Here is a 24,705-nt window from a genome sequence, read left to right as displayed (position 1 = left end):
GAGGACTCTGAAGTTAGGACGGCGCGCAGATGACATCCATGTTTCGTGTTTAACTCGCCATTAAGTTCTTAAGCCGTAGTTTTGCGCATTGTGTTTACACCGATAAGCGGACGTCAGAGTCATCGCTGGACTTGATAACGGCAGTACGCAGTAGCCGGCCGGCGTTGGTGTCAGCGTGGTCGACCGGCTTGTACTTATTGATCCTCTTGATCTCGCCTCGTTCGGTCAGAGTGAACCTCTTGGTCCGCTTCGATCAGGAACGTGCGTGCCTGTCCAACTCCCGCGTCCGCGACGAGTTCTGCCCCCAGGGCCCTCGAACTGGGCGCTCCGCGACCAGGGGCAGGCCCGCAACGACGAGGGCGGAAGTCGCGGTGCTACATCGCGGCGGCGGGCAGCAGGCCGAGGCCGGTGTGGGCGGCATGGTCGACGTTAGGGCGCCGCCGTGGGGGCGCCCGTAAGAACTGTGTCTTGCCGCTGTGACCTGAAGTTTCGCCATTCTCGTGATCGGCTTCTGGGTTGCGGGTGACGGTGTGTGAGGTTGGCTGGTCGTCAGGGGTTAGCGGGTGGGCGGCCCCAGAAGCCAGCCACGGAACGCATGCGCGCGTCTCCGCCTACGGCACTCGGTTGTGGACCGCGAAGAGGCATCAGTCCGGGGCAGACCCTGATGGTGCGCCGAGGCTGACCATGCCCGGCCGTTGGCGTTTCGACCGGGTTGTGAAAAGGCGTCAGCCTGTGGGCGTGCCGATGTGGTCGCGCTCCAGGGCGGAACGCAGCTCCGAGAGGGGTCCGGCAGTTCGGCAATCTCCCCCGCGCGGCGGTCTTCCGCCGATTGAGCTCCTCCAACCACGAAACCATCGCCGCCTCCAAGAACGGCGCACTGCATCACCAGCTCACTGCAGAAGAGCCGCACCCCGGGAAGGCCACCCATCGCCCGCCCCTGGCGGACGGCAGCGACATGGCCTTGAGCCGTGCCGGCCTCTCCGGCATTGTCGGGCCACTCCAGGAATCAAAGGTAAGTGGATCGACTTGCCACAAGGGCGGTGCGAGGGCTACCTTCAGGTGGTAAGTCCACCGACTTACCTAACTTCTCGGCAAGGAACCATGAACATGACTCGTCTTGCGGGCAAGCGCGCCTTCATCACCGGCGGTACGAGCGGCATCGGCCTGGCGACCGCCCAGCGTTTCATCGCGGAGGGAGCCGACGTGCTGGTCACCGGCGTCACCCCGGCCAGCATCGAGAAGGCGCGGGGGATCCTCGGGGACAAGGTGCCCGTCGTGCAGGCCGACGCACGCGATCTCGACGCCCAGCGGGACCTGGCCAAGCAGGTGGGTGAGCACTTCGGGGGTCTGGACGTGGTGTTCCTGAACGCCGGCGTGTCGGACTGGCGGTCGTTCGAGGACCACACGGTGGACAGCTACGACCGGCTGTTCGACATCAACGTCAAGAGCGTCTTCTTTCTCACTCAGGCCCTGGTGCCCGTGCTGGCCAACCCGTCCTCGGTCATCCTGAACGCGTCCAGCAGCGCGCACGGTGGCTACGGGCAGTCGAACGCCTACGCCGCGACGAAGGCGGCTGTCTCCTCCCTGATGCGGTCGTGGAACGCGGACCTGCTCAGGTCGCACGGCATCCGGTTCAACGCGGTCAGTCCCGGCCCGGTGGACACCCCGCTGTACTCCAAGCTCGGAATCGAGGACCCCGCGGTGCAGGCGGCGGTTCTGGAGGGGATCAGCGCCGGCATCCCGCTGGGCCGCATGGGTCTGCCCGAGGAGGTCGCGGAGGCCGTCGTGTACCTGGCCTCCGACGCCTCCGCCTTCGCGGTGGGCCAGGACCTTATCCTGGACGGCGGCCAGACCGTCCTCTGACAGCGAGGACACGGCCGGAAGACGGGCGAGGGGCGAGGGGTAGAGGAATGTCGGTGGAGGACCGAGCGGAAACCCGTGGCGACACGTGCCAGGCCGGGTACCACGCGCAGATCAAAGAGGAGAACCGTGCGCGCATCATCCGTGCCGCCCGCGACCTCTTCCTCGCCCGGGGATACGACAAGACCTCCCTGGCCCAGATCGCCAAGGAGGCCCGCGTCTCCACCGGCACCCTCTTCAAGCGGTACCCCTCCAAGGCCGCGCTGTTCGCGGCCGTCACCTCCGAGCAATGGCAGCTGGATGTGGAGTACGCCGCACCGCCCCCGCCCGGTGATCCCCGGTTCGGTCTGGACCACATCGGCCGTGACTACGCCTGCCTGGTCGCGCGTCCGGGCACGGCGGCGCTGTGCCGCCTCATCATCACCGAACTTCCCCAGATGCCGGAACTCGCCGACATCGTCGGCACCGGCTTCGCCATCGACCGCGGACCCTTCTTCGACCGGCTCCGCGACTACCTGGACGCCGAAGCACAGGCCGGCACACTCGACTTCCGTTCGGCCGACGGACAGCCACAGTCGGCATCCGCAGTGGCCGAGCAGTTCCTCGGCATGATCTGCGCCCAGTTGCTGTGGCCTCAACTGGTACGGACCGACTTCGTCCCGCCCACCCCCACTGATCCCGCGATCGTGGACGAAGCCGTCGCCCTCATGCTCAAGCGCTACAGCACCGGATCCTGATACCCCGGACCACCACTCCACTCTGCCAGAACGCCGATACGTCCCCCTGCCGGGACAGATGCACGCGCCCTCCCGGTACTGCCGGCGTACACCCCGGCCTTGCGCCCGATGGCGTGAGCACCGGCAAGTGATCGACGCAATCCTCCAGCACGTGCGAACCCGGGGCTGATGCCGGCCCCGCCGCGACGGTGCTGTCCTTCTGACCGATAGAGGTTTCCCATGTCCAGATCCCAGCGCGACGCCCTGGACGCCATGCTCCGTTCCGCCCCCCGCAGCGAGACGCCCCCCACGGTGGCGGAACAACGCAGCGGATTCAGCGCAGCTCTCACCCGGCCCGCTCCTGCGGGCGTGGTCACCCGCAGAACCGTTCTGGGTGGGCGGCCGGCCCTGGAACTGGAGCCGGCCGAAGTCTCCGGTCGGGGCCAGCTGCTCTACCTGCACGGTGGCGGCTACGTCGTCGGCTCACCGGACACCCACGAAGGGCTGGTCGGTGAACTGGCCCGCCGCCTCGGCCTGCGAGCGCTGTCGGTGGATTACCGGCTGGCTCCCGAACATCCCTTCCCGGCGGCAGTCGACGACGCGCTCGCAGCGTATCGCGAGCTGCTGGACGTGGGCATCGACCCACGCGACCTCGTCATCGCCGGTGACTCCGCCGGCGGCGGCCTGAGCATCGCCACGCTCCTCGCAGCCCGGCACGCCGGGCTGCCGCAACCAGCGGCCGTGGTCGTCTTCTCCCCGTGGGTCGACCTCACCCTCGCCGGCGAGAGTATGCGTTCCAAGCAGGACGTCGACCCCCTCTTCATCGAGGCCGACCTGCGCGCCTTCGCCGATCTCTACGTCGGTGCAGGCGACCGGGCGCATCCCCTGGCCAGCCCGTTGTTCGCCGACCTCACCGGGCTGCCTCCGCTGCTCGTGCAGGTAGGGGCGAACGAGGTGCTGCTCGACGACGCGGTCCGGCTGACCGCCCGTGCGGGCGCCGACGACGTCGAGGTCACGCTCGAGGTCGGGCCTGGCCTCCCTCATGTCTTCCAGCTCCAGTACGGCCGTCTCGACGAGGCCGATGCCGCGCTGGACCGCGCCGCAGCCTTCCTCACCGCCCACCTGAGTGCCGACCGGCCCCAACCTGTCAACTGAGTGGGCGGTTCGTGAGTCTTTGAGTGGATCTGCTGTCGCCTGATGGTGTGGCGGCGGGGCGGAATCTGCCGGTCCGCGGTTGGTGATCTGGTGATGTGACCGGGGTGAGTGAACGCAAGCCGTACCCGAGTGACTTATCGGACGAGCAATGGGCTTTGATCGAGCCGGTGATCACCGCGTGGAAGGACCGGCACCGCTCGGTCAGCGGTCATCAGGGCGTCTACGACATGCGGGAGATCGTGAACGCGATCCTCTACCAGGGGCGGACCGGTTGCCAGTGGGCCTATCTCCCGCACGACCTGCCGCAGAAGAGTGCGACGTACTACTACTTCGCCGCCTGGCGGGACGACGGGACCGACCAGGTCATCCATGAACTCCTGCGCTGCCAGGTCCGGGAGAGGGCCCGACGATTAGAGGACCCGACCCTGGTGGTGCTGGACACCCAGAGTGTCCATGTGGCCGTCGGGGTCCCCGCCGCAACGAGTGGTCACGATCCGGCCAAGCGGGTGCCCGGCCGCAAGCGGGGCCTTGCTGTGGACGTCCTCGGCCTGGTCATCGCGGTCGTCGTCCTCGCTGCGAACACCCACGACAACGCCGCGGGCATCGTCCTGCTGGACCAGGTCGTCGAGCACGCCGGCGGGACTGTCCGCAAAGCCCTGGTCGACCAGGGCTTCAAGAACCAGGTCGTCATGCACGGCGCCGACCTGGGCATCGACGTCGAGATCGTCGAACGCAACCCGCAGGTCAAGGGGTTCGTGCCGCAGCCGAAGCGGTGGAGGGTCGAGCAGACCTACGGGATCCTGATACTGCACCGGCGCCTGGTCCGCGACTACGAGCACCGCCCCTCCTCCTCCGCTTCCCGCGTCTACTGGGCGATGACCCACGTCGTGACCCGACGCCTCACCGGCGCGAACGCCCCCACCTGGCGCGAGACGCAGGCGGCGGCAGCGTGAACATCCAGCCTCTGCTCGACGCCCTGGACCTCCAGGAAGACGCCGCCGGGCCCTGGCCGACGACCTCCGCGCACAGATCGACGGTCTGCAAGCCCGGTTGCGGGAGGCCGAGACGCACCTGGAGCACCCCGCGATCACCCGCAAGACCATCACCGGCCTCGCCGACCGGCTCCCTGCCGTCGCGCCGGAGCTGCCCGAGCACCCGGACTACCCCCGCATCCTCGCCGTCTTCAACCACGCGACCGGGCCGCTACGGACCAAGGACGTCTGCGAAGCCCTCGGCCACGAACTGCTGCCGAAGAACGTCGAAGGCACCCGCGCCAAGCTGAAACGCCTGGTCAAACTTGGGATCCTCACCGAGGCCGACACCGACAACTTCACCAGGAAGCAATAGCCGACGGAACCGCCACCAGCGGCCTTGCCCCAACCTCAGCCGGAAACGGGCATCACCTTGCGAACCGCCCACTCAGAACATCGTGTTGTCGTTGGCGGCGGTCTCGGGCACGGCCTGTTCGGAGCTCCAGTGCTCGACGATCCTGGCATCGCGGACCCGGAAGAGGTCGATGACCGACCGGCCACGCTCGCCCGGCGTGTCGACGTAGTGGCTGTGCACGGCGACCAGGTCGCCTTCGGCGATGACGCGTTTCGGTGTGACACTCGACTGCGGGAACTTGTCGAAGTAGCTGCCCAGGTCGGCCTTGAGGCCGGCCGCGCCGTCGGAGATGTTCGGGCTGTGTTCGTGGTAGTCGGCGCCGACGTAGGCGTCGATGGCGGTCAGGTCCTTGCGGACCAGCAGCTGGTCGACGAACGCGGTGACCAGTTCCTTGTGGTAGGCGGTGAACCAGCGCTGCCCGACCGCGTCGGTCCGCGGCTCGCTGAGCGTGGCGAACATGTCGTTGCCGCTGGCCTTGGTGGCGGGCACTTCCTGAATGACGTCCCAGTGCTCGGCGATCTTGCCGTCCTGGAAGCGGAACAGGTCGAACACGGCCAGACCCTCGGTGCCCGGCACCATGACATAGCGGGAGTGCAGCAGCACCAGATCGCCGTCGGTGATGATCCGGCGGGGCTCGAAAGCGGCCTGCGGGAACTGCTGTCGCATGGCGCCGCTGAAGTACTTGAGGGCGTCGGCTCCGTCGGGCGCCAGGGGGTTGTGCTGGATGTAGAAATCGGGCCGCACGACCCGATCGACGATGGCCGTGTCGCCGAGGACGAACACGTCATGCAGCAGTTGCTTGGCAAGTTGCGCCTTGCTGTCTCGGACAGTCAGCACGATCTTGCCGGTGGTGCGCCCGGTCTCGCCGAGCGTGTGCGCCTTCGCGGCCTCGGCGAGCGGGAAGGTGGCCTCGATGTGGGCGCGCAGTGCGCCGGTCTCGACGAGGGCGGCGATGGCCTGCATACCGGCCTGGTCGGCCTCGACCAGCAGCGACTCGTAGCGGATCCCCCGCTCGGCGATCGCCGCCAGTTCGCCGACATCGACGGGTACCGGAAGGATCGAGACGAGGGTGCCGCCCGGGCGCAGCACGGCCACGGATCGGGCGCGGGCGGCGGAGTCGAGGGAGACCGGGTCGAGGACCACGTCGATGTCGCTGAGCACCTCGGTGAAGTCAACGCTGTGGTAGTCGATGACCTCGTCGGCACCGAGGGATCGCAGGAAGTCGTGTTTGGCGGCGCTGGCGGTGCCGATCACGTACGCGCCGCGGGCCTTGGCGATCTGCACGGCGAGGTGACCGACGCCGCCGGCCGCCGCGTGGATCAGGACTCGCTGCCCGGCCCGGACCCCGGCGGTGTCGACCAGTGCCTGGTAGGCGGTCAGCGCGGCCAGCGGCAGCGCACCGGCCTGGACGTGGTCGATGCCGGCGGGCTTGTGCGTGAAGACGCGGGCCGGCCCGGTCACGTACTCGGCGTGCGAGCCGACTCCGCCCGGGTAGGGCAGCATGCCGAAGACCTCGTCGCCGGGCTTGAACAGCGTGACGCCCACGCCGACGGCCTCGACGACGCCGGAGACGTCCCAGCCGAGCACCAGCGGCATCCGGGCGATGGTCGCGGACTGGGCACGGTTCCCCCAGTCGGTCGGGTTGACCCCGGCCGCGCGGACGGCGACCAGGATCTCGCTCACCCCTGGCGCCGGTTTGGGCAGCAGGGTTTCCTGCAGCACGTCGGGGGCGCCGTAGGTGTCCTGGCTGATGGCTCGCATGGTTTCGGTGTCCGTCATGGGTCCAGCTTGGCCGCCGCCACAGGCCGCTACAATCGCGTGATCGCCAATTTTCGACGGGATCCTGCCGTGATCAAGGTGCACCGCGTCGTTGTCCTCGCCTCGCACGGGGTGTACCCGTTCGACCTGGGCATTCCCCACCGCGTCTTCGGCGCCGCGGACGGCCGCTACGAGGTCGTGACCTGCACCATCGACGGTCACCCGGTGCGCACCAACGCGGACTACTCCATCACCGTCGAGCACGGCCCGGAGGCGTTGCGCACCGCCGACACCGTCATCATCCCACCGTTCCACACCAGCAACCCCCGCCGTCAAACGCTGGTCGACCTGGCGCAAGTCCTCGCGTACGTGGCCCCCGGCACCCGGATCGTGTCCACCTGCACCGGAGCCTTCGTGCTGGCCGCGGCGGGGCTGCTCGACGGGCACCGGGCCACCACGCACTGGCACGCCACGGGCCTCTTCCGGGAGTGGTACCCGCAGGTGGAACTCGACCCGAACGTCCTGTTCGTCGACGAAGGCGACGTGCTGACCTCGGCCGGTGCCGCTGCCGGCATCGATGTCTGCCTGCACCTTGTCCGCAAGGACCACGGCAGCGAGATCGCCAACCGTGTGGCCCGCACCTGCGTCGTCCCCCCGTGGCGCGACGGAGGCCAGGCGCAGTACATCGAACACCCGGTTCCCGATGCAACGGCGAACGACACGTCCGCCGCCCGGCAGTGGGCGCTGCAGAACCTGCACAAGCCGCTGACGCTGAGCGACCTTGCCGAGCAGTCGAACATGAGCCAGCGCACCTTCGGCCGCCGCTTCAAAGAAGAAGTCGGCTTGAGCCCCGGACGCTGGCTCATCCAGCAACGCGTCGACCGGGCCCGGCAGTTGCTGGAATCCACCGACCTGCCGGTCGACGAGATCGCCGGCCAGGTCGGCTTCGCCGGCGGCACCTCGCTGCGCGAACACCTGCACGCCGCTATCGGCGTCACACCACTGGCCTACCGGCGCACCTTCCGAGGCCCACTGGCAACGAGCCGTGCCGTCGCGGCGGATGCTCGGCGGGACGGTCAAGCAAGTCGCCCTGGACCGTAAAATTATCTACGTCATACCATCGGCTGTGCCGGGGACCGGTATCGGTCGCGGGTATGACAGCAAACGCACCCGTGAGTTGCTCGACGAGATCGGCTTCGACGCCCAGATCGCCTGCAAGGGCATGCCCGCCCCGATCCAGATCGGCAAGAGGTGGGTGGTGGAGCGCACGTTGGGGTGGCTGTCACGGGCCCGCAGGCTCAACCGCGACCACGAGCGCCGCCCCGACCGCCACGAGCAGATGGTGTGGTGGGCCGGCCTGCTCACGCTGACCCGGCGGATGGCGCGCCAGCGGCTGCACTGGCCGGAGCGGCGAGCCCACCGGCTGGAGGCGCCACAGCCCTGAAGATCCCGCCGCGCTCACGCAGCAGCCAGCCCCGCGCCTCCAGCGCATACGCGCGGTGCCGCACCTTCTCCACCTCGTTCATCCGACTCGCGTCCCGGCCCAGCGCCCGCGTCAGCTCCTGCACGCTCACCGGCCCGACGCTGCCGCCACCACGGCGAAGACCTGCCGGTAGACCCCCGACAGCACCTCCTGACCCAGACCGGCCCGCCAGGCCGGCGGCCGCGGATCACGGTCAGCGCCCCCGCCAGCCCCGCCAGCCCCGGCGGGCACCGCCTGCCCGGTCACCGGCACCCCCGCCACCGCTCCGATCGGTCCCGCCAGGGGTCCTGACGGCGCGTCATCCTCCGTGCTCTGCCCTGATGCCGTTCCCGGTCCGTTCTCCGCACGCCCGGTGGCGCCTTCGCCCTCCTCGGCCAGCGCGCGCAGCACCTCTTCACGAGCGATGCACGCGTGGTCCACACGCTGCCGGGCCGCGACAGCGTGCGCCTCGGCCTCCCGCACCGCCTCCAGCCAGGACTCGAGCTCCTCGCGCGCCCGCGCTTCACGGCACTCCAGCAAAGCGATCACCGACGGCACTACACACCTCCCGGACAGACAGAACCAACCGTCCGCTGGCTGCCCCGACCCAGCCACAACCACTCCCACTCAACCGGAAAACCACAGCTCATCGAGCTACAGCACAGTTCACCACCACGCTCTCAGACTTCGCTGTCACAGGTCACGCATCGAGGCAATGGCCGGGGCAACCCGCTGAGGGCCGCGCTCCCCGACATCGTGGCCTCCGCCGAACGCGACCTACCCGAGAACGTCACTCTCGACGGCGAACTGGTCGTCTTCGGCGGGGCCGTTGGGCACGGCCCGCGCCCGGGGCTTTAGACGGGGTTCAGCTCCGCAGTTCCCAGAGCTGGGAGAGGTTCGAGCCGCTGCAGGTCCACTGGGTCAGCCACGCGCCCGCGGACTCGCTGCCGCCGTAGGTGGTGACGCAGAAGTAGGGGTTGCTGCCGGATCCGGTGTCGATGATGTCTCCCTCTTCCAGCCAGCCCGCTCCGGCCTCGGTGCAGTACCCCTGAACGAGGGCGACACCCCTGCTGTAGTTGTCGCGGTCGCTGATGCACAGGCCGCTGTTGACGTTCTTGATGTACCCAGATCCGAGCACCCACTGCTGGGCCGTCGAGCCGTTGCACGGCCACTGGGTGATGTGCGCGTTCACCGACCTGCTGGCAGCGGCGACGGTGATACACATCCCCGTCCTGGGGCTGACCAGGGTCCCCGTCCCCGTGGTGACGGCGGAGGCGGGGCCCGCCGAGACGAAGGAAAGGAAGAGTGCTGCTGCGGCCACTGCGGCGACCGCGATTCCCCGTGCCTTGTGCATGGAACTTGACCTCTCTGCTGAGCGAGCGACCGCCGCGACGGCGATCGGCACCATGCTGCGATCCGCACCGGCCCGGACGGGAGGACCGCAGGCGCCAACAACACGCCAGTCAGACAGCCGCGTCCCACCGCCGTTGGGCACGCCGCAGCGCGCGGGCGTCGGAGTAGCCGACGAGGGCGGCCTGCCGTTCGCGATGGGTGGCGGCGTGCCGCGAGAGCTCGGCCCGACGCGCACGGTCGAGCTCGTGCCGCCATGTCGTGCCCGCCTCGGCGAGCCGGCGTTGCAGGGTCCTGGAGCTGGTCGCCAGCCGGCGCGCCACCGTGTCGAGCGAGGCGGTGCCGTCGGCGAGCGCGGCGGCCAGGGCCTGCTGGACGCGGTCGGGCCAGGTGGTGGGCTGCGGTTGTACGCGCGGCATCAGGGTGACATGGCGCCGCATGATCGCGGCGAGGGCAGGATCGGCGGTGCGCAGTGGCAGACTCAGGTCGACCTCGCGGAGGACCAGGCTGTCGGTGTCGGCGTCGAAGACGACGCGAGTGGTGCCGAGGAACTCGGTGAAGACGGCGGATCTGCGGGGCGCCCGTTGCCGCAGGGTGACCTCGACCGGCCGGATCCACTGACCGGTCGCCCAGCGGGAGCGGGTGAGGACGTCGGCGATCCCGACCTGGATGGCTAGTTCCAGGCGCTGGTCGTCACCGTCCATGGACAGGGCGATGCGCAGGTCCCGTTCCGAGTCCCGGGCCTGGAGGAAACGGCCCGCAGTGGTGATGGCGTCCAGGTGCCGCTGGTTGGCCGCGTGCCCCTCCCCCAGCGTCCGTGCCGAGCTGAACAGGTAGTCGTAGACGCCGAGTTGCCCGTGCACGAAGCCCGCGCCGGCGAGCAGCCCAATGTCGGGCTCGCCCCGGTGGTGTGCGGCCAGTTCCAGGGCCCGCAGATAGCACTCGCCGCCGACGGAGATGTCGTCGTCCGCCGTCGCCCACTCCGGGATCCCGGCGTCCCTGGCCAGACGGCGGATGTCATGACTGGATTGAGCCGTCCTCGAGAGCACCATTTTCGGCACGGCGACGATGTACATGGTGGTCACCCGTTTGTCTGCGCGTTCTTCCGTTCCCCCTTGATCAAGTAGAGCACAGCACGCCGGTGCCTGAAGACCAACAGGGCGTTAATGCCTGCGAGTTGGAGGGCGCTGCCCTCCACCACCGGCACATCATCAAGCGTGTGCTGCACGGCATACGGCCGGTCTATTAGAAGGGGGGTTCGTCGATGTAGCCGCTGGTGAGCGCCAATGAGAGGAGTCAACGCCCGTGACGGCGCCCCGGCGTACTGGATGCCGACGGGCGGCTGCAACGGTAGGCGGAACACGCGTGGCGCTCGGCAAGCCCAGCCTGGTACCCATACCCCGCTTGGGCCGAGGCGCAGAGGGATTCGGCGGCCCTGCTCGGCTGTCTACACCGTAGTTCCCGGGTATGGGTAGCACTGGTGCTTGTGGACCCTCTCGGCGAAGGCTTCGAATGCGGTTCCGGGTCGCGCGTAGATTTCAGCTTCTGAGGTCAGGATCTGCATGGCGTTGGCCCTCTCGACCTCCTCGACCGAGGCCGTCCGGTAGCGGCTGTCAGGGCCGCGGTGCAGCCAAGCCATGTGGCCGGGCCCGAGCGGCAGCGCCAGGGTGACGTCGGCGTCCAGCAGAGCGACGCCTGCGACTCGCGGAACTCCCCGAGGACGAGCGAAGCGAGATCGAGGAAGCCAGCTCCGTCCTGCGCAAAGTCCGCGCCACCCGCGACCACACCCTCCTGCCACTGACCGTCGTCCGCGGCCCGGATGCCCCCGATGCCTGCTGAAAGCCCCTCCATGGCCCCTGCCGACGTCCTGAGGGCCGCGCGGCAGCGCGACAGCACCACCAAGCGATCACGCACCCTGAAGACCGTCAAGGACATACTCAAAGACGGCCAGCCCATCACCTTCGCCGCCGTCGCCCGGCGAGCCGAGGTCTCCACCTGGCTCGTCTATGCCACCGGGGTCCGCGAGCACATCGACAAGGCCCGCGCCCGCCAGGCCGCCGAACCCGCGCAGGAGACCAGAACCGGGCTGCGGGCCAGCACCGCCAGCGCGCACACCGACCTGCTGCTGGCCCGCAAGCAACTCCGGACCGAGGTCACCCACCTGCGCGACGGCATGCGGCTCCACCTCGGCCAGCAGCTCGACCAGCTCAGCTCCCGGGACCTGACCGCCAGGCTGAGCGAACTGACGGAGGAGAACCTGCGGCTCTCAGCAGCCGAGCGGACGGCATCTGCCCAGAACACCCAGCTCAGCCGACAAGTGGCCGCGCTCGAAGACGAGCTGGCGGCCGCCCGCACAAGCCTGCGGCGCATGATCCGCAAACGAGAACCGGCCCCTGCCGGAACCCTGAGCATCACCGTTCAGCGGCTCTGGAATCATTCGCGCATGGAATTCGAACTCGCCCCGCCAACCGGCATCGGCGCCTTGACCATCGGCATGCCACGTGAAGCAGCCGACCAGGCACTCGCCTCGTTCCGCGACCCGTCAGCGATCTCGGAATCGGACCAGCCCGGCAGATTCGTCTTCCGCCCCAGCGGCCTGATGATCAGTACTCACTGCTCGCGCGGCGAACTCGAAGCAATCGAGCTGGGCCGACCCGCCGACGGCCAGGACTCCGTCCGGTTCCGCGGCATCGACGTCTTCAGCCTGCCCGCTGCCGAGGTGGTCACCCGGCTGCGAGAGGTAACGACGATCACAGATGCCGAGGACGACCCGGCCTCCTTCGTCGCACCGGACCTCCTCCTCAGCTTCTGGCGCCCCTTCGAAGCCGACGACGCACCCGACGAAGAGCAGGGCTACTACTTCAGCTCGGTTCTCCTGGCCCGCCCCGGCTACTACGACACCCCCACAGAAGCCGCCGCCAGACTCCGCACAGCTGGACACCAGGAGGCGTGAACCGCCTCAAGGCGACTCCCGAGTCGAGGAAGTCGCTGGTCCACGCGATCGCGGCCTGCCATCGTGATGTCGTGCCACTGGAAGACGACCTCGCCGCTGCCCGCACCGGCCTCCGGAACATGATCCGCAATGAAAACAGGCCCAGCTCAACGCCTAGGCCGGAAGAAGAATCAGACGCCCATTCGGATCCATCATGAGTGAAGAAGTGCCACCAAAATGCAACTGCGGGCCCCGAAAGGCCCGCAGCACATGCGTGAGTTAGTGCCTATCTACTGTCTGCCGCTGCTTTTAAGGATGAGGATTCCCGCACCTCATGTCACTCCTTGCAGCAGGAGCAACCACAGGGACGGACAGAGTCGGTGCGCGCCTTGTCGCGCTTGTTCCGACGCCAATCCATCCGGCCCTGCACCATCAACCGAAGCAGGGAGCCTCCTACAACGATCGCTTGCAGATGCTGAGTTAGGTCATGCATTCTGATCACCCAACCGTCTCACCCCTCCCATCTCGGGAGAGACAAAACTGGCGCCTTGGCCGGCACCACCGCCAGGGGTTGGCGGGAGGGGCACTATCACTGGCTGTGAAAGCGCAATGACCCCTTGCCTTGCCAGATAAGACGGCCTGTCACTTGTGAGAGTTCCTCGATCCGAAAAAAATCATCGTGCCGGATGGGCCTCACGCCGCTGCAAGTGCCTGAACTGCAGTTCTGGGATCCGAATCCGAGATAACGAAGATGCCCAGGATGGTGGCGTAGTAGATGACGCGGCAGTCTCGGCGGTGTACTCGCGCAGCGTGGGGGCGCGCTCCATCAGGGCGCCGACCACGGGGTTGACAGCGATGGCCTCCAGGACACGGTCCAGTCGCCGGTAGGCGTCCGGGGTGACACGGGCGAGCTGCTGTTCGGCGGTCTCGGTGAAGACCAGCTGGGCGCGGCGCGGGGCGTGCTTGGCCATCAGGCGACGTCGCCGTGGATGTCCTCGCCGGTCTCGTCCAACGGCGGCAGGCCGCGTTCGGCCCGCAGCTCCTCCCACGAGCGGCACCGCTCGAGGTCGATGCCTTCAGCGGCCAACTGCTCCAGGACAAACGCCAGCTGCGGGGTGCCCGGGAACTCGGCCTTGGCCGCGGCGCGCAGGCCTTCGGCCTCCTGCGGATCGAACACGATGCGGGCCACAGCGCCCCTCCAGGTGGGTCCGGCCCCGGGCGGTGCCGGGGTGCTGATTCCTACGGTAGCGGTGGGCCGGTTCCAGACGGAGGGGTTCGGCGGCTCCGGTCCCCGGCGGGGGTTTGACAGCGCGGAGCAGGCGAACCGGCGCTCGCGCGGCCACCGGACGGCGTGCGACGAACGCCGTCTTCCGTGTTTCCATTCATGAGCCCATGAATTCATGGCTGACGGATCATCAGTTATGGAATTCATCGCTATTTCGTGCCGGGGAATTCGAACGAATGAAGTCGGGCGCGCGGGCGGGTCCGCTGGAGCCCCGCGTACGGGTCAGTCAGCGGGCTCGGTGTTGGGGCTGTCGTCGGCGGCCGCGGTGCTCGCAGCGGGTGGTGCGTGGCACTGTCCGAGGTCGAACAAGGAGCGGGCGAGCTGGGAGACCACGCGTCCCAAGTGGACGTTCTGTCGCCCGGACGGATACCACTGGCCGCAGGCGCACTCTTCCTGCACGCCGTCATCAGGGCTGGTCCGGAGCATGTTGGTGGGGAAGTGCCCGGCCACCAGGGCGGCGGCGCAGCGGTCCAGGTCGTCGACGCCGACGGGCGTCGGCTCCGGGTCCACGACGTAGCGCCAGGTGATCCATTCCCCCGCGTTCGGAGCCTCGGGGTCGTCGTCCGGCACCCACTCCTGGGTGTGCTGGAAGCCGCCCGCGGTGCGCCACCGTAGCCGGGTGCAGTTGTCCGGGAGCAGCATTTGCGATCGCGTCCCTTGGCGTGGTGTAGCCGATCAGGGTGGGGTGGTGCGCCGGGGGCGTGGGGCCGGGTAGGTTCCGCTCCCTGCCGACAGGGTGGGCCACCGTGCAACTCTCCGTTGTGAACGGGCAGTTCAACGCGGGAGGTGCAAGGTGGCCCTGTCTCAGCATGACCTACTCCGACTGCTGGAGTCACTACGTTCAGCAGACGGCCTGGAACTGGTGCGCTCGGTAGCCGAGCGGATGCTGCAGGAGCTGATCGAGGCCGAGGCCACGGCCAGGATCGGCGCCGAGTGGAACGAGCACACCGACACCCGCACCGCGCTGCGCAACGGGCACCGCGACAAGACGCTCACCACCCAGGCCGGGGACGCCGGCGACGACCGCCTGCGCGACCGCCGGGGTGTTGACGGTGACCATGCTCTTGATCTTCGACATCTCGTCTGCCAGCAGACCGGCGCGGCCGGGCGCGCTCACCGGCTGGTCCGCGACCACGTATCCGATGCGCGCGCCGGGGATGACGGTCTTGGCGAACGAGCCGAGGTAGATGACCCGCGCGGCACGGTCGAGCGCCTTGAGGGTGGGCAGGTGCGGCGAACTGCCGTGGAACAGCCCGTAAGGATTGTCTTCGAGCTGGACGATGTCCTCCTGCTCGGCGATGTCGAGCAGCCGGAGGCGCGTGGACAGGTCCATGTGGGCACCGGTCGGGTTGGCGAAGTCCGGCATCACATAGCACGCGCGGGGTCGCAGTCCCTCGGCTCTGGACTTCCGGACTGCAGTGACCAGATCCTGGAGGTCGACACCGGTCTCGTCGGTGCGGACTGGATGGACGGGCATGTCCAGTAGGCGGCGGCACCGGTCAGGCCGACGTAGGTGGGTGAGACGGCGAGTATGACGTCTTGGGCACAGGCGCGCAGCGCGCGCAGCGCGCGCAGCGTGAGGAACGTGAGGAACGTGAGGAACGTGAGGAACATCGCTTCCTGACATCCCACGGTCACGACGACGGCCGCCGGGTCGACCTGTATGTCCTCGTCCATGGCGAGGTTGTGGCTGACCAGGTCCGCGATGATGCCTTTGGTCGGCCCGTACTGGTAGAGGATGCGCCGGATCTCGGGCGCGGATTTCCCCAGGTCTGTGGCGAGGTAGTCCTTGTACCTGCGCACGCAGCGCTCGATCAGGTCGTCGGGGAAGTGGGCCTCCGTCGGCCTGCCCGAGGCGAAGGAGATCGCGTCGGAGTGCCGGTCTGCGAACTCGCTGAGGAATTTCATGGACTCCAGGCGGGGTCCGTCTGGCTCTCGTGGAGCTCGAAGACGGACAGGCCGGGGGGTGATCCGGCAGGTGATCGGGCATCAGGCTCTCCTCATCCCGTCGGAAGGCCCATCAGCTTTGGTGCTGACGCTGATGGCGCCCACCGGGCACATCGACACGGCGAGTTCCACGTCGGCGTGCAATCGACTTTCTGGCTCGGGGTCAAGCAGCGTCACCCTTGCCGTGTCTACGTCTTGGTCGAACACCAGGGGTGCGATGAGGACGCAGGCTCCGCACCCCAGGCAGCGCTCGAGATCTGTATGCGGTCGACACCGTGGCGACAACGCGGGCGCCGCGCAGTTTGGCCATCTGGGTGAGCAGCCCGCCGGTCCCGCCTGCAGCGGCGTGGACCACGACGACGTCGCTGGGACCGACCGGGTGGGTCAAGCTGCAGAGATAGTCGGCGGTGAGTCCCTGGAGCATGATCGCGGCGGCTGTCTTGGCGGACACGCCCGGCGGCGGTGCCACGGCGCGCTCGGTGCGGACGGCGATGCGCTCGCTGTAGGCGCCGGGCCTCGGTGCGTCCACCGTCGCGACTGTGTCCCCGACCGTGTGGTCGGCTACCCCTGGACCGAGGGCGAGTACCGTGCCGGCCGCCTCTCGGCCCGGCACGAACGGGACTTCATGCGGGTAGGCCCCGGAGCGTTCGTAGAGGTCCCGGAAGTTGACGCCGATCGCTTCAACCCTGACGAGGATGAACCTGATGGCCATGCGCAAGCGCAAGACCCTCGTGATCTGCGAGCGCTGTCACCAGGACATCCACGCGGGACGAGCCACAGCAACCACCCGGAAGTGATCACTGGAGAGCGGAATGCGCGGAAACTGGCCCGTCCCGTTCGGGAAGAGATCGTCGGAAAAGGGACCCAGCCTGAGGCACCTCGTCGGCGATCTACTTCACTTGAAGCGGCGGGGACTGGAAACGCAGCATCAGCCACCGCGCCAGTCCCCGACCCTACTCAGGGACACCACCGCTGGTAGAACAGCGCGGGGGCCGCCGGGGCGGGATCTACATGCGCGTGCCGAGGATGGGCACGCCCTCCCCAGACAGGTCCGGCAGGGACGCCCGCCGGCCCGTGATCGCCAGGAGCAGCGAGACCATCGGGCCGGCGACCTCCGGCCCCGCTCCGGTCGACCAGTCGGTGTCGGTCGCCCGCAGGCGAAGGCCCTCGATCCTGCGCTTGCTGCCGATCAGCAGGTTGGAGTCCTTGAAGAAGTCGGCGGCGCGGACGAGTCCCTCGGTTGGGTAGTCGCGCCTGATGCCGAGCGGTCGGCGGAAGTCCTCGCCGTGCACCATCGCCTCCCCGAGCATGGCCTCGATCGGGCCCGGCGGGTGTGTGACGGCGGCCAGATGCTTCTCCATGACAGCCATCGTCTCCTCGACACCACCCGCGTTGAGCGCGGCGATGTCCTTGGCCGTCATGTCGTGGAAGCGGAATCCAACCGCCGCCAGCTTCCCGAAGAAGCGTGCCGGGGTCATCATCGCCGTCGCGGTCTGGTGGGCGAAGACGTCGCGCACCGTCCAAGCCCCACAGAGAGACGCCGTGTCCCACTGCTCAGTGTTCAGCGTCCGCGCGTCGGCAAGCAGGGCTCGGCGCTCGCCGTGGATGAACGGCCAAGGACTGCTCGTCGCCATGTCGTGTCGCTCCTCAAGCCGCCCAGCGGCATCGCTGCCCGTTCCGCTCTGCTCAGGTCACTCACTTCTTGCGTCTCCTTCGTAGCACTTCCCAGCACACCCCGCAGAAGCTTCGGGGCCAGCCACCGGGTGCCGCCACCGCGACCAGCAGCCGTTCCGGTCCGGCGTCCTTGAGCAGGAACCCTGAGGCCCCGGCGCGAAGCGCCGCGTAGACGTACCCGTCCAGGTCGAAGGCGGTGAGCACCAGGACCCGCAGAGCCGGTTCCGCAGCCTCGGCGAGGATACGCGCGGCCGCGGCGACCCCGTCCATGCCCGGCATCCGGATGTCCATCAGGATGACGTCCGGGCGGGTCAGGACTGCCCGAGTGACGGCCCCCGCGCCGTCGGCGGCCTCACCGACCACCTCCACATCCGGGGCGGCCCGCATCAGGCTCCTGCAAGCACCACCCGGCGCGAGCCCTGGCGGCTGGTCACCAGCCTGCTCGACCCCGAGCGCCACCCGGCCCGCGAACTTGTGGATCTCCACCACCGCAAGTGGCAGGTGGAGACCAGCTACTTCTCGATCAAGGCGACCATGCCCGACGGCCGTGTCCTGCGCTCACGCAGCATCCCCGGACTGGACCAGGAGGTCTACGCGCTACTGACGGCCTACCAGGCACTGATCCGCGCCGCCGACGACGCCATGGGCACCAGACCCGACACGGCCATAGAGCGCATCAGCTTCACCGTCCTGCTGGAGGCCGCCGCCGACCCGCTCACCCTCGCCGCCAGCGTCTTCCCGAGCGCGACAGTATCCCTGGTCGGAGCGATCGGACAGGCCGTCCTCAACGCCCTGTGGCCCGCCGATCCCCGCCAGCGCGTCAAAGCCCGCACCCGCAAGAACCGACCAGCAAGTACGGGCCGAACGCCGGCTGCCGACTCCACACCCGCGCCCGCGCCCGCGCCCGCGCCCGCAAGCTCCACCACGACGGGACGCGGTGACGCGCGTCTTGCCCAGCGTCTGACTACGCTTGAGCCGGAGCCCTCGCCGCCTCCCCCGTCGGCGGGGGCTTCACCATGCCGGACCATGTTCGCGGCGGCTCGCGGATGGTTGTGGAGTCAGCCGGCAACCGCGCAAACGGGGAGCCGGGGCCCTGCACCGCCGGAGGGCCCCGCCCACTCCGTCAGGCAGCCTCCGCCGCAGGACAGGCAGAACACGCGGCCCGCATCTGGGGCCGCCCGTGACCAGCCGGCCCCGCTGTGGTCATGCGGCGCCGCTGACCCCTGGGGCGAGCACGCGGCGGTGAAGCGGCACGAATCCGGTCTCGGGCTCCCCCTCCAGCCCGGCCTCCTTGACCGCGGCGGCGAGCCGGTCGGCGAAGAAGCGCTCGAAGTCGCCCTGCGAGTTCCACACGTCGGTCACCAGCAGCGCGCCGCCCTCGAACCGCGCGACGTGCAGGACCATGCCCTGCGGGGGGTCCTCCTCCAGGCGGATCAGGGCACTGACCTTGTTGTACTGCTCGGGTGTGACTCCGGCCCAGCGCAGCGACAGGACAACAGCCATGGCAGATTCCTCTTTTCTCGTGCATTCGGATCGGGTCGTCGTCTGACGGCCCCACGGTCAGCAGACTCCGGCGCACGGCCGGCCGCATGCCCGGATACGCCGTTCGGACGTGCCGCAGGCCGCCCCACCCACCGCATGCGCGGCGGCTACAGCCACTCGTGGGGGCCGCCGCCGATCCACTGCACGCTGCCGTCGGCTTCGGGGTCGAGGTCTTCCAGGCCGGCGCGCCGGCAGAACTCGGCGACGTCGTTCAGCGAGTAGGCTCTGCCAACCCGGAAGCCCAGGATGTCGACGCGGCGGAACGGCGGGTCGGCGTCGACGACGGGATGCACGACGACATGCGGGTGGTGCCCGCGGTCGCGGTCGGTGCTGTCGTCGCTCATGTGTCCAGCGTCCTCGCCGACCGGCTGCTCGGCATGGCGAAGCCGGCATCGGGGGCGTCCCGGCCGGGCGGGAAGTGCTGATCTTGCCAGCACCTGATGTGACAGTGACCCGTGTCGTTTCCGCTGTGGTGACCGGAGCGCCTCGTTCCATATGATCATCGCCGATGGCCCTGCTGCCCCCCGTGTGGTAGGGCCATCGCCATGTTCGAGGCGCGTCCGATCCAGTCAAGGTCAGGACTGTCACAACTGGCAGACCGTGGTCTTGCCCGTGGCCGCGATCTGAGACCCTCACGGTGACGGGCTCAACCGCGGCCCTCATGACCGTGGTTGCCACCCGCCCTCACGCTGCAGGTCGGCCACAGGGGGCCTTTGCGGGTCCGGCTCGCGAACCCGCACTGTGTCTGGTCGGCCACGGACTGGTCACCGAGACCGAGCCCGGCTTGTTCACCCGGCTCCACCAGTGACCTCACTCCACGGGACGGATCAGCAAGCCTGACCCCGAGGCAAAGACGAATCGGACAGAGACCCACAACCCGCCCTCTGACCTTGATGGCCACCACCACCCACCCCACCTTCAAGATGGCATCGTTTCCCGGCCCCGCTGTCTGGCGCGAGGCGGCGGGCGTGGCCGGCGTCGCCCGGAGTTCGCCCCGCTGGAGCCACTAATGACGGTGCTCGACGTCGTCCTATCCGGGCGGCCGCAAGACGTCGAGGCAGCACGGGCCGCTGTCGGTGCTGCCGGAGTCCGGGCCTGGCCGTCCGACAGGTGCACCCGGGTGGACGGCGGGTTATCGTCAGTGCCGGCCTGGACGGCCAGCAGTTGTGCGGCGACGTTGTATGCGCTCGCCGGGATCGGTGGATCCTTGTGCCCGGAGGGGACAAGGATCCGTAGATACTCCTGTGTTCGCGGGGTCTGCCCGAGTACCTCCAGGTCGCGCGACAGCAACAGCACCACCGGACCTGGGCGCAGCGGATGCGGCGGCCGGTCGGTGAAGGTGCGGGCCTGGGTGCGGCGCAACGCCGTCGTGACCGGGGCGGCAACAGCGGTCAGGAACGCCGCCTCGGACGGCTCGAATCTCGCCGCGGCGCCCGATTTCCACAGGTCGAGGAATCCCCAGCAGCCGAAACGGTCCCGGAACACCGACGACGCCACGTCGCCGACGCCGTAGGTACTGAGCAGGTCCCGCCACAGCATGCTCCGCGAGGGCTCTCGCGCTGTCGCTTCCTGCAGGAGCGCGACCGGTTCGTCGCCCAGCGCCGTCCAGCGGTTGACCTTCGTCAGGTACTTGAGCCGGATCAGACGAGGCAGGTCCGACACGTGCGGGACGTCCGCAAGCGGTGCGGAGCCGACTGCCGTCTCGGGGTCGGTCAGCAGGAAGGCGCAGGCGTCGAAGCCCACGACCCGGCGGATTTCCGCGAGCAGCTCCAGTCGCAGCGTCATCGCGTCGCCGACGGCATCGCAGATCCGCTCGATACGTTCGCGAGACCGTGCCGTCGCGGCTGAGCCGACCATCCCTCGAGCGTACGCCGCGACCTTCGCGGCCACCGGGTGACAGAAAGACCCCAGATACCTGGGATGTGCGCCACCGCAGGGCTGTTCCAGCATGGAAGACAGGCACCGACATCCGACAGAGGAGGCATCATGGCCACCCTGCACATCGAACACCCGGTCACCGACTTCGATCTCTGGAAGACCGCGTTCGACCGTTTCAGTGAGATCCGGCAGCAGTCCGGAGTACGCCGGCACCACATCCAGCGGCCCGTCAACGACCCCGCGTACGTCGTGATCGACCTCGACTTCGACACACGCGACGAGGCTGCCGCGTTCCTCGGCTTCCTGCAGACCAAAATCTGGTCCTCGCCCGAGAACGCCCCCGCCCTGGCCGGCGCACCACAGACCAAGATCCTCGAACCCGTCGAGGACCGCTGACCCTGCAACCGCTTGCGGCGCAGTACGCGAGGCAGGTCGGAGCCGAAGGGCCTGGCCAAACGGGTGTCCGGGCTTCGCTCCGCGGTTGGTGATGCCGGGTCAGGTGGGCGGACCGGTCATCCAGTCGTCGGGGCCGGGGTCCTGGCCCTCAGCGCGGGCGGTGAGGCGATCCAAGTAGTGCGACCAGCCCGCTTCATGGGGCGCGCAGGCGTCCGCGGGCAGGTTGCTGTGGACCAGGCGCAGCAAGGTGCCGGTCCCGTCGGGTTCCAGGGTGATCTCCACGGTGCTGGAACCGGGTGGCACGGGCATGCCTCCGTCCTCCCAGCCCCAGGTGAAGACCAATCGCTTGGGCGGGTCGATCTCCACGAAACTGCCGGCCGCGTGGTTGTCCGCTGCCACGTTGGTGCGGAAGGCTCCGCCGGGTTCGAAGCTGAACTCGCCGTCCCTGCCCATCCAGGAGAGCCAGCGCTCGCGTTCGGTGAAGAAGGAGAACACCGTCTCGGGGCGGGCGGCGATCCGCCGCTCCAGGGTGACCGTGTCGTGTCTCATGGAACCGATCCCTTTCCTGCTGCTTCCAGGACCCTTTCGGCCTGTTCGGCGAGGGAGGCGAGGGCGTCCAGCCGGGTCGCCCACATCGCCTGCAGGTAGTCCGCGAGCGGCCCCATGGCCTCCCGGTCCGCCCGGTAGTAGCGCTTCCTGCCGTCCTGGCGGAGCGTAACCAGCCCGGCCTCGCGCAGCACCTTGAGGTGCTGCGAGACGGCACCGAACGTCACCTCGAAGCGGTCGGCGATCTCCCCCGCGGACAGCTCGGCGTCCCAGACCAGGCGCAGGATCTCGCGTCGCCGGGGTTCCGCCACGATCTGCATCGCTTCCATGGACATCATTTTAGTCCCCGCTGCAATTTGCCTCGCCAGAGGATTCGTTTTAGTGTCGACTAAAGCAAGCGGGGATGACGGACGACGCCGATGCTGGTCGCAAGGGCGACGAGCGGGAAGCAGGGTGAGGATGATCGACGAGACAGCGGAGCGGATCATCCCTCTCCCACCGGCCCGGGTCGCGGCCTACGCCATGGACTGGCGCAACGACTCCGCCTGGACCCAGGGCATCCGGCAAGCGGCGCTCACCAGGGAGTCCGAGCAGGGCGGCTTCGGGATCGGTGCCGAGGTCACCCGAACCGCCCACTTCCTCGGAAAGCGCATCGACTACGTGCTGCGCGTGGCCCAGCACGAGCCGGAGTCACTGCTGGACATGGTGTCGGTGGCCGGGCCCATGCCCATGCACATCACCTACAGCTTCGCCCCGCACCCCCGCGGAACCCTGGCCCGCATCCGCGTACGGGGGGACGCCTCCGGCTACTACCGCCTGGCCGCGCCGCTGATGGCCCGCAAGGTCCGCGCCTCCATCGCCAAGGACCTGCGCGACCTCCAGCAGAACCTCACCTCGACCACCTGAACAAGCAGCACACCACCCCTCCAAGGAGCAGAACCATGTCCGAGATCGCCATCCAGGTTGACATCGCCGCCGACCGCGCCACCGTCCTCAAGGCCCTGAACACCCACGAGGGCCTCACCGGCTGGTGGACCACCGGTGTGGACCGCAAGGACGAGAGCCTGTTCTTCGACTTCCCCGGCGTCCCCCAGCCCTTCGAACTGCACCGGGTCCAGGCCACCGAGTCCACGGTGGCCTGGACCTCGATCGGAGCATTCCCCCCGCACTGGTCCGGCACCACCATCACCTGGGAACTCTCGGACAACCCCGACAGCCCCGGCACCCGGGTGCTGTTCCACCACCGCGGCTGGCAGGACGGCGACACCGGACTGCCCCCCGCCGCCTACACCTGGGGCGAGCTGCTGACCCGTCTCAAGGGCTACGCCGAGACTGGCACCGCCCACCCGCTGTTCACCCTCTGAGGAGCCGCTGTGGCCATCGACGAAGGACTCGCGGAACGCATTCGCGCGCACCTGGGCGGTGATCCGGCGATCACCGAGAAGCGGATGTTCGGCGGCCTGGCCTTCCTGCTCCACGGCAACATGGCCGTCGGGGTGCACGGCCCCGAACTCATCGTCCGGGTCGGCCCCGACACGACCCAATCAGCTCTGGCCAGGCCCGGAGCCCGACTGTTCGACATCACCGGCCGCCCGATGAAGGGCTGGATCCTGGTGGACCCGACCGCCCTCACCGAGGACGAGGCACTGGAGGACTGGATCGGGCTCGGTCGCGCCTTCGCCGGAAGCCTGCCGCCGAAGTAACGCACGCAGTGGGACTCGCTCTCGGACTCCCAGCCAAGTGAGGACCTGCGTTCGCTCCCCAATCCCACGCCCGGAAGGGCGCCCCCTCACGACAGCGCTGCCGGCAAATTCGTCCGACTCCTGTCCTGGGTTCCGCGTAATTCAGCGGCCTGGAGTCGCGAATATGGGGCCCGACCTGCGCGGACATGGGTGATGGCGCCTGAGAGGCGTTTCTCTAGGCGCTGGTGTTCGTGCTGGTCAGCTGGGTGCGGGTTCGAGTGCGATGATCTGCTTCGGTGCGGGGATGCCGAGCTTGGCCAGGAGGTCGGTCTGGGGCTTAGTGAGGGCGGTGACCTGCCGGAACAGGCCGGTGGGGCCGGTGAACGTGCCGAGGTGGAGCCGGTCGAGCTCGCGGCGGACGGTCGTCCAGGTCGCGCCGGTGGTGGTCTCGACGATGCGAATCAGCAGCAGGGCGAGCCAGCAGAGGACGACGTGTGCGCGTATGCGCTCCTCGAGCCGGTGATAGACGGGCCGCAGGTCGATGATCTGCTTCATGTCCCGCCAGCCCCGCTCGACTTCGAGGAGTTGCTTGTAGCCGAGCGCGATGTCTTCGGCCGACAGATGTGGGTCGGAGCATCGCAGCAGGTACTTGCCGTCGAGGTTCTCCTCGGCCTTGACCTTCGCGGTGTCGATGCGGAGCTTGCCGGCCGGGGTGGTGCGGAGGTAGCGGTTGAGGCCGGGCTTGTCGGTGAGCTTGCCGCGGAGCTCGCCGCGCTTGAAGTCGCTGAGCTTGTCGGTGTCTTCGATCAGGGACTGAGCTGGGCGACGAGCTGTTCGCGTATGTGCTGGTCACGGGTGGCGGCTTCGGGGTTGTGGCAGATCACGAACCGTTCGGTCTCCGAGATCCGTACTTCCTTGATCCGCATGTTCCCGGCGATCTCGCTGTAGCGGCCCTGGCGGGACAGGGCGGCCTTCACCTCCGGGCTGCCGGAGCGGAGTTTCTCGCCGACGATGTAGGCGTGGTCGCCCTGGCGGAGGTAGCGGCGGTTGCGCTCGCTGGAGAAACCCCGGTCGGTGACCCACACGATCTTGCTCAGGGTCCAGTCCCGCATGTCGTCCTTGACCTGCCGGATCAG

The 24,705-nt window shown here is 68.6% G+C and carries 28 protein-coding genes and 6 pseudogenes; 13 read left to right on the top strand and 21 right to left on the bottom strand.

Translation table 11 applies throughout. From position 1 onward, the window contains the following. Positions 1-1,107: 1,107 nt before the first annotated feature. The 5 genes from ABH941_RS40435 to ABH941_RS40415 all read left to right on the top strand — a co-directional run bounded on the left by ABH941_RS40435 (position 1,108) and on the right by ABH941_RS40415 (position 5,078). Positions 1,108-1,863 carry an SDR family oxidoreductase gene (locus ABH941_RS40435; protein WP_370138201.1) on the top strand — a complete coding sequence of 252 codons (756 nt, stop codon included), beginning with the start codon at positions 1,108-1,110 and terminating at the stop codon, positions 1,861-1,863. 47 nt (positions 1,864-1,910) lie between these two features. Beyond that, on the top strand, positions 1,911-2,597 hold the full coding sequence (locus tag ABH941_RS40430; protein WP_370138199.1) for a TetR/AcrR family transcriptional regulator: 687 nt from the start codon (positions 1,911-1,913) through the stop codon (positions 2,595-2,597). A gap of 219 nt (positions 2,598-2,816) precedes the next feature. After that, the gene (locus ABH941_RS40425; protein WP_370138194.1) at positions 2,817-3,731 is read left to right on the top strand and encodes an alpha/beta hydrolase; all 915 of its coding nucleotides are present in this window, start codon (positions 2,817-2,819) and stop codon (positions 3,729-3,731) included. A 104-nt stretch (positions 3,732-3,835) separates the two neighbouring features. Continuing rightward, the gene (locus ABH941_RS40420) at positions 3,836-4,684 is read left to right on the top strand and encodes an IS5 family transposase (RefSeq protein WP_370138190.1); all 849 of its coding nucleotides are present in this window, start codon (positions 3,836-3,838) and stop codon (positions 4,682-4,684) included. A gap of 97 nt (positions 4,685-4,781) precedes the next feature. Beyond that, complete coding sequence (locus tag ABH941_RS40415) at positions 4,782-5,078, top strand: hypothetical protein (protein ID WP_370138186.1); 297 nt, start codon at positions 4,782-4,784, stop codon at positions 5,076-5,078. A gap of 72 nt (positions 5,079-5,150) precedes the next feature. Here ABH941_RS40415 and ABH941_RS40410 read toward each other — a convergent pair. After that, a pseudogene (locus ABH941_RS40410) lies at positions 5,151-5,909 on the bottom strand (nuclear transport factor 2 family protein); the annotation flags it as partial. Positions 5,910-5,942: 33 nt separating this feature from the next. Continuing rightward, positions 5,943-6,878, bottom strand: a pseudogene (locus ABH941_RS40405) (NADP-dependent oxidoreductase); the annotation flags it as partial. An 87-nt stretch (positions 6,879-6,965) separates the two neighbouring features. Here ABH941_RS40405 and ABH941_RS40400 point away from each other — a divergent pair. Both ABH941_RS40400 and ABH941_RS40395 read left to right on the top strand, forming a co-directional pair. Beyond that, complete coding sequence (locus ABH941_RS40400) at positions 6,966-7,976, top strand: GlxA family transcriptional regulator (RefSeq protein ID WP_370138180.1); 1,011 nt, start codon at positions 6,966-6,968, stop codon at positions 7,974-7,976. Positions 7,977-8,001: 25 nt separating this feature from the next. Beyond that, entirely contained in the window at positions 8,002-8,319 is a 318-nt protein-coding gene (locus ABH941_RS40395; RefSeq protein WP_370138176.1) for a hypothetical protein, read from the top strand. Between the two features lie 126 nt (positions 8,320-8,445). Here the strand turns inward: ABH941_RS40395 and ABH941_RS40390 are convergent, their stop codons facing one another. The 3 genes from ABH941_RS40390 to ABH941_RS40380 all read right to left on the bottom strand — a co-directional run bounded on the left by ABH941_RS40390 (position 8,446) and on the right by ABH941_RS40380 (position 10,763). Continuing rightward, complete coding sequence (locus ABH941_RS40390; RefSeq protein WP_370138170.1) at positions 8,446-8,895, bottom strand: hypothetical protein; 450 nt, start codon at positions 8,893-8,895, stop codon at positions 8,446-8,448. Between the two features lie 307 nt (positions 8,896-9,202). Beyond that, the gene (locus ABH941_RS40385; RefSeq protein WP_370138167.1) at positions 9,203-9,691 is read right to left on the bottom strand and encodes an RICIN domain-containing protein; all 489 of its coding nucleotides are present in this window, start codon (positions 9,689-9,691) and stop codon (positions 9,203-9,205) included. A 109-nt stretch (positions 9,692-9,800) separates the two neighbouring features. Further along, positions 9,801-10,763 carry an AraC family transcriptional regulator ligand-binding domain-containing protein gene (locus ABH941_RS40380; protein ID WP_370138204.1) on the bottom strand — a complete coding sequence of 321 codons (963 nt, stop codon included), beginning with the start codon at positions 10,761-10,763 and terminating at the stop codon, positions 9,801-9,803. Between the two features lie 752 nt (positions 10,764-11,515). Here ABH941_RS40380 and ABH941_RS40375 point away from each other — a divergent pair. After that, complete coding sequence (locus ABH941_RS40375) at positions 11,516-12,640, top strand: hypothetical protein (RefSeq protein WP_370138161.1); 1,125 nt, start codon at positions 11,516-11,518, stop codon at positions 12,638-12,640. 653 nt (positions 12,641-13,293) lie between these two features. On the opposite strand, the gene ABH941_RS40370 is transcribed toward ABH941_RS40375, so the two are convergent. The 3 genes from ABH941_RS40370 to ABH941_RS40360 all read right to left on the bottom strand — a co-directional run bounded on the left by ABH941_RS40370 (position 13,294) and on the right by ABH941_RS40360 (position 14,546). Beyond that, on the bottom strand, positions 13,294-13,590 hold the full coding sequence (locus ABH941_RS40370; protein WP_370138158.1) for a hypothetical protein: 297 nt from the start codon (positions 13,588-13,590) through the stop codon (positions 13,294-13,296). Beyond that, positions 13,590-13,808 (bottom strand): hypothetical protein, encoded by a 219-nt coding sequence (locus ABH941_RS40365; RefSeq protein WP_370138154.1) that lies wholly within the window; start codon positions 13,806-13,808, stop codon positions 13,590-13,592. The genes ABH941_RS40370 and ABH941_RS40365 overlap by 1 nt, the downstream gene beginning before the upstream one ends. Before the next feature lie 318 nt (positions 13,809-14,126). Further along, positions 14,127-14,546, bottom strand: a complete 420-nt coding sequence (locus ABH941_RS40360; RefSeq protein WP_370138145.1) for a hypothetical protein — start codon at positions 14,544-14,546, stop codon at positions 14,127-14,129. Between the two features lie 241 nt (positions 14,547-14,787). On the opposite strand from ABH941_RS40360, the pseudogene ABH941_RS40355 reads away from it, so the two are divergent. Further along, a pseudogene (locus ABH941_RS40355) lies at positions 14,788-14,859 on the top strand (hypothetical protein); the annotation flags it as partial. A 120-nt stretch (positions 14,860-14,979) separates the two neighbouring features. Here ABH941_RS40355 and ABH941_RS40350 read toward each other — a convergent pair. From ABH941_RS40350 to ABH941_RS40310, 9 genes and pseudogenes are all read right to left on the bottom strand, one after another. Then, a pseudogene (locus tag ABH941_RS40350) lies at positions 14,980-15,381 on the bottom strand (aminotransferase class I/II-fold pyridoxal phosphate-dependent enzyme); the annotation flags it as partial. After that, positions 15,270-15,812, bottom strand: a complete 543-nt coding sequence (locus ABH941_RS40345) for a hypothetical protein (RefSeq protein WP_370138139.1) — start codon at positions 15,810-15,812, stop codon at positions 15,270-15,272. The gene ABH941_RS40345 and the pseudogene ABH941_RS40350, both read right to left, overlap by 112 nt. Before the next feature lie 81 nt (positions 15,813-15,893). After that, positions 15,894-16,058, bottom strand: coding sequence for a ferredoxin (locus ABH941_RS40340; RefSeq protein ID WP_370138135.1), 165 nt, complete (start codon positions 16,056-16,058; stop codon positions 15,894-15,896). After that, on the bottom strand, positions 16,015-16,563 hold the full coding sequence (locus ABH941_RS40335; RefSeq protein ID WP_370138132.1) for an alcohol dehydrogenase catalytic domain-containing protein: 549 nt from the start codon (positions 16,561-16,563) through the stop codon (positions 16,015-16,017). The genes ABH941_RS40340 and ABH941_RS40335 overlap by 44 nt, the downstream gene beginning before the upstream one ends. A 295-nt stretch (positions 16,564-16,858) precedes the next feature. Then, positions 16,859-17,485, bottom strand: coding sequence for a maleylpyruvate isomerase family mycothiol-dependent enzyme (locus ABH941_RS40330; protein WP_370138120.1), 627 nt, complete (start codon positions 17,483-17,485; stop codon positions 16,859-16,861). 121 nt (positions 17,486-17,606) lie between these two features. Further along, positions 17,607-17,912 (bottom strand): annotated as a pseudogene (locus ABH941_RS40325) (response regulator transcription factor); the annotation flags it as partial. Between the two features lie 816 nt (positions 17,913-18,728). Then, positions 18,729-19,028: a hypothetical protein gene (locus tag ABH941_RS40320; RefSeq protein ID WP_370138113.1), complete on the bottom strand. Its 300-nt coding sequence runs from the start codon at positions 19,026-19,028 to the stop codon at positions 18,729-18,731. Positions 19,029-19,174: 146 nt separating this feature from the next. Next, entirely contained in the window at positions 19,175-19,411 is a 237-nt protein-coding gene (locus ABH941_RS40315) for a hypothetical protein (protein WP_370138105.1), read from the bottom strand. A 574-nt stretch (positions 19,412-19,985) separates the two neighbouring features. Further along, complete coding sequence (locus ABH941_RS40310; RefSeq protein ID WP_370138103.1) at positions 19,986-20,924, bottom strand: GAF domain-containing protein; 939 nt, start codon at positions 20,922-20,924, stop codon at positions 19,986-19,988. Between the two features lie 129 nt (positions 20,925-21,053). Here ABH941_RS40310 and ABH941_RS40305 point away from each other — a divergent pair, with 129 nt between their 5' ends. Beyond that, a complete protein-coding gene (locus tag ABH941_RS40305) occupies positions 21,054-21,341 on the top strand; it encodes a hypothetical protein (protein ID WP_370138100.1) in 288 nt (95 codons plus the stop codon). A 99-nt stretch (positions 21,342-21,440) separates the two neighbouring features. Here the strand turns inward: ABH941_RS40305 and ABH941_RS40300 are convergent, their stop codons facing one another. Both ABH941_RS40300 and ABH941_RS40295 read right to left on the bottom strand, forming a co-directional pair. After that, on the bottom strand, positions 21,441-21,890 hold the full coding sequence (locus tag ABH941_RS40300; protein WP_370138098.1) for an SRPBCC domain-containing protein: 450 nt from the start codon (positions 21,888-21,890) through the stop codon (positions 21,441-21,443). Beyond that, the gene (locus tag ABH941_RS40295) at positions 21,887-22,216 is read right to left on the bottom strand and encodes an ArsR/SmtB family transcription factor (protein ID WP_370138096.1); all 330 of its coding nucleotides are present in this window, start codon (positions 22,214-22,216) and stop codon (positions 21,887-21,889) included. Before ABH941_RS40295 ends, ABH941_RS40300 begins: the two co-directional genes overlap by 4 nt. Before the next feature lie 130 nt (positions 22,217-22,346). Between ABH941_RS40295 and ABH941_RS40290 the strand changes: the two genes are divergently transcribed. From ABH941_RS40290 to ABH941_RS40280, 3 genes are read left to right on the top strand one after another with little or no spacing between them, the layout of a single operon-like run. Next, on the top strand, positions 22,347-22,793 hold the full coding sequence (locus ABH941_RS40290) for an SRPBCC family protein (protein WP_370138092.1): 447 nt from the start codon (positions 22,347-22,349) through the stop codon (positions 22,791-22,793). Between the two features lie 35 nt (positions 22,794-22,828). After that, on the top strand, positions 22,829-23,251 hold the full coding sequence (locus ABH941_RS40285; protein ID WP_370138082.1) for an SRPBCC domain-containing protein: 423 nt from the start codon (positions 22,829-22,831) through the stop codon (positions 23,249-23,251). 9 nt (positions 23,252-23,260) lie between these two features. Next, positions 23,261-23,590, top strand: a complete 330-nt coding sequence (locus ABH941_RS40280; RefSeq protein ID WP_370138080.1) for a TfoX/Sxy family protein — start codon at positions 23,261-23,263, stop codon at positions 23,588-23,590. A gap of 237 nt (positions 23,591-23,827) precedes the next feature. Here ABH941_RS40280 and ABH941_RS40275 read toward each other — a convergent pair whose 3' ends face one another. Further along, positions 23,828-24,124, bottom strand: coding sequence for a hypothetical protein (locus tag ABH941_RS40275; RefSeq protein WP_370138077.1), 297 nt, complete (start codon positions 24,122-24,124; stop codon positions 23,828-23,830). Between the two features lie 251 nt (positions 24,125-24,375). Beyond that, positions 24,376-24,705, bottom strand: a pseudogene (locus ABH941_RS40270) (transposase); the annotation flags it as partial.

This window comes from Streptacidiphilus sp. EB103A (assembly GCF_041261405.1).
Classification (GTDB): Bacteria; Actinomycetota; Actinomycetes; order Streptomycetales; family Streptomycetaceae; genus Streptacidiphilus.
This window is presented reverse-complemented; position numbering and strand designations above follow the sequence as displayed.

Excerpts from the sequence above, each read along its gene's own strand:
- ABH941_RS40295 (WP_370138096.1), bottom strand. The coding sequence starts at position 22,216 with ATGGAAGCGATGCAGATCGTGGCGGAACCCCGGCGACGCGAGATCCTG.
- ABH941_RS40375 (WP_370138161.1), top strand. The coding sequence starts at position 11,516 with ATGCCTGCTGAAAGCCCCTCCATGGCCCCTGCCGACGTCCTGAGGGCC.
- ABH941_RS40320 (WP_370138113.1), bottom strand. The coding sequence starts at position 19,028 with ATGGCTGTTGTCCTGTCGCTGCGCTGGGCCGGAGTCACACCCGAGCAG.
- ABH941_RS40360 (WP_370138145.1), bottom strand. The coding sequence starts at position 14,546 with ATGCTGCTCCCGGACAACTGCACCCGGCTACGGTGGCGCACCGCGGGC.
- ABH941_RS40345 (WP_370138139.1), bottom strand. The coding sequence starts at position 15,812 with ATGAAATTCCTCAGCGAGTTCGCAGACCGGCACTCCGACGCGATCTCC.
- ABH941_RS40435 (WP_370138201.1), top strand. The coding sequence starts at position 1,108 with ATGACTCGTCTTGCGGGCAAGCGCGCCTTCATCACCGGCGGTACGAGC.
- ABH941_RS40290 (WP_370138092.1), top strand. The coding sequence starts at position 22,347 with ATGATCGACGAGACAGCGGAGCGGATCATCCCTCTCCCACCGGCCCGG.
- ABH941_RS40430 (WP_370138199.1), top strand. The coding sequence starts at position 1,911 with ATGTCGGTGGAGGACCGAGCGGAAACCCGTGGCGACACGTGCCAGGCC.
- ABH941_RS40300 (WP_370138098.1), bottom strand. The coding sequence starts at position 21,890 with ATGAGACACGACACGGTCACCCTGGAGCGGCGGATCGCCGCCCGCCCC.
- ABH941_RS40335 (WP_370138132.1), bottom strand. The coding sequence starts at position 16,563 with ATGGCCATCAGGTTCATCCTCGTCAGGGTTGAAGCGATCGGCGTCAAC.
- ABH941_RS40380 (WP_370138204.1), bottom strand. The coding sequence starts at position 10,763 with ATGTACATCGTCGCCGTGCCGAAAATGGTGCTCTCGAGGACGGCTCAA.
- ABH941_RS40285 (WP_370138082.1), top strand. The coding sequence starts at position 22,829 with ATGTCCGAGATCGCCATCCAGGTTGACATCGCCGCCGACCGCGCCACC.
- ABH941_RS40425 (WP_370138194.1), top strand. The coding sequence starts at position 2,817 with ATGTCCAGATCCCAGCGCGACGCCCTGGACGCCATGCTCCGTTCCGCC.
- ABH941_RS40310 (WP_370138103.1), bottom strand. The coding sequence starts at position 20,924 with ATGGTCGGCTCAGCCGCGACGGCACGGTCTCGCGAACGTATCGAGCGG.
- ABH941_RS40385 (WP_370138167.1), bottom strand. The coding sequence starts at position 9,691 with ATGCACAAGGCACGGGGAATCGCGGTCGCCGCAGTGGCCGCAGCAGCA.
- ABH941_RS40315 (WP_370138105.1), bottom strand. The coding sequence starts at position 19,411 with ATGAGCGACGACAGCACCGACCGCGACCGCGGGCACCACCCGCATGTC.
- ABH941_RS40370 (WP_370138158.1), bottom strand. The coding sequence starts at position 13,590 with ATGGCCAAGCACGCCCCGCGCCGCGCCCAGCTGGTCTTCACCGAGACC.
- ABH941_RS40305 (WP_370138100.1), top strand. The coding sequence starts at position 21,054 with ATGGCCACCCTGCACATCGAACACCCGGTCACCGACTTCGATCTCTGG.
- ABH941_RS40275 (WP_370138077.1), bottom strand. The coding sequence starts at position 24,124 with ATGAAGCAGATCATCGACCTGCGGCCCGTCTATCACCGGCTCGAGGAG.
- ABH941_RS40330 (WP_370138120.1), bottom strand. The coding sequence starts at position 17,485 with ATGGCGACGAGCAGTCCTTGGCCGTTCATCCACGGCGAGCGCCGAGCC.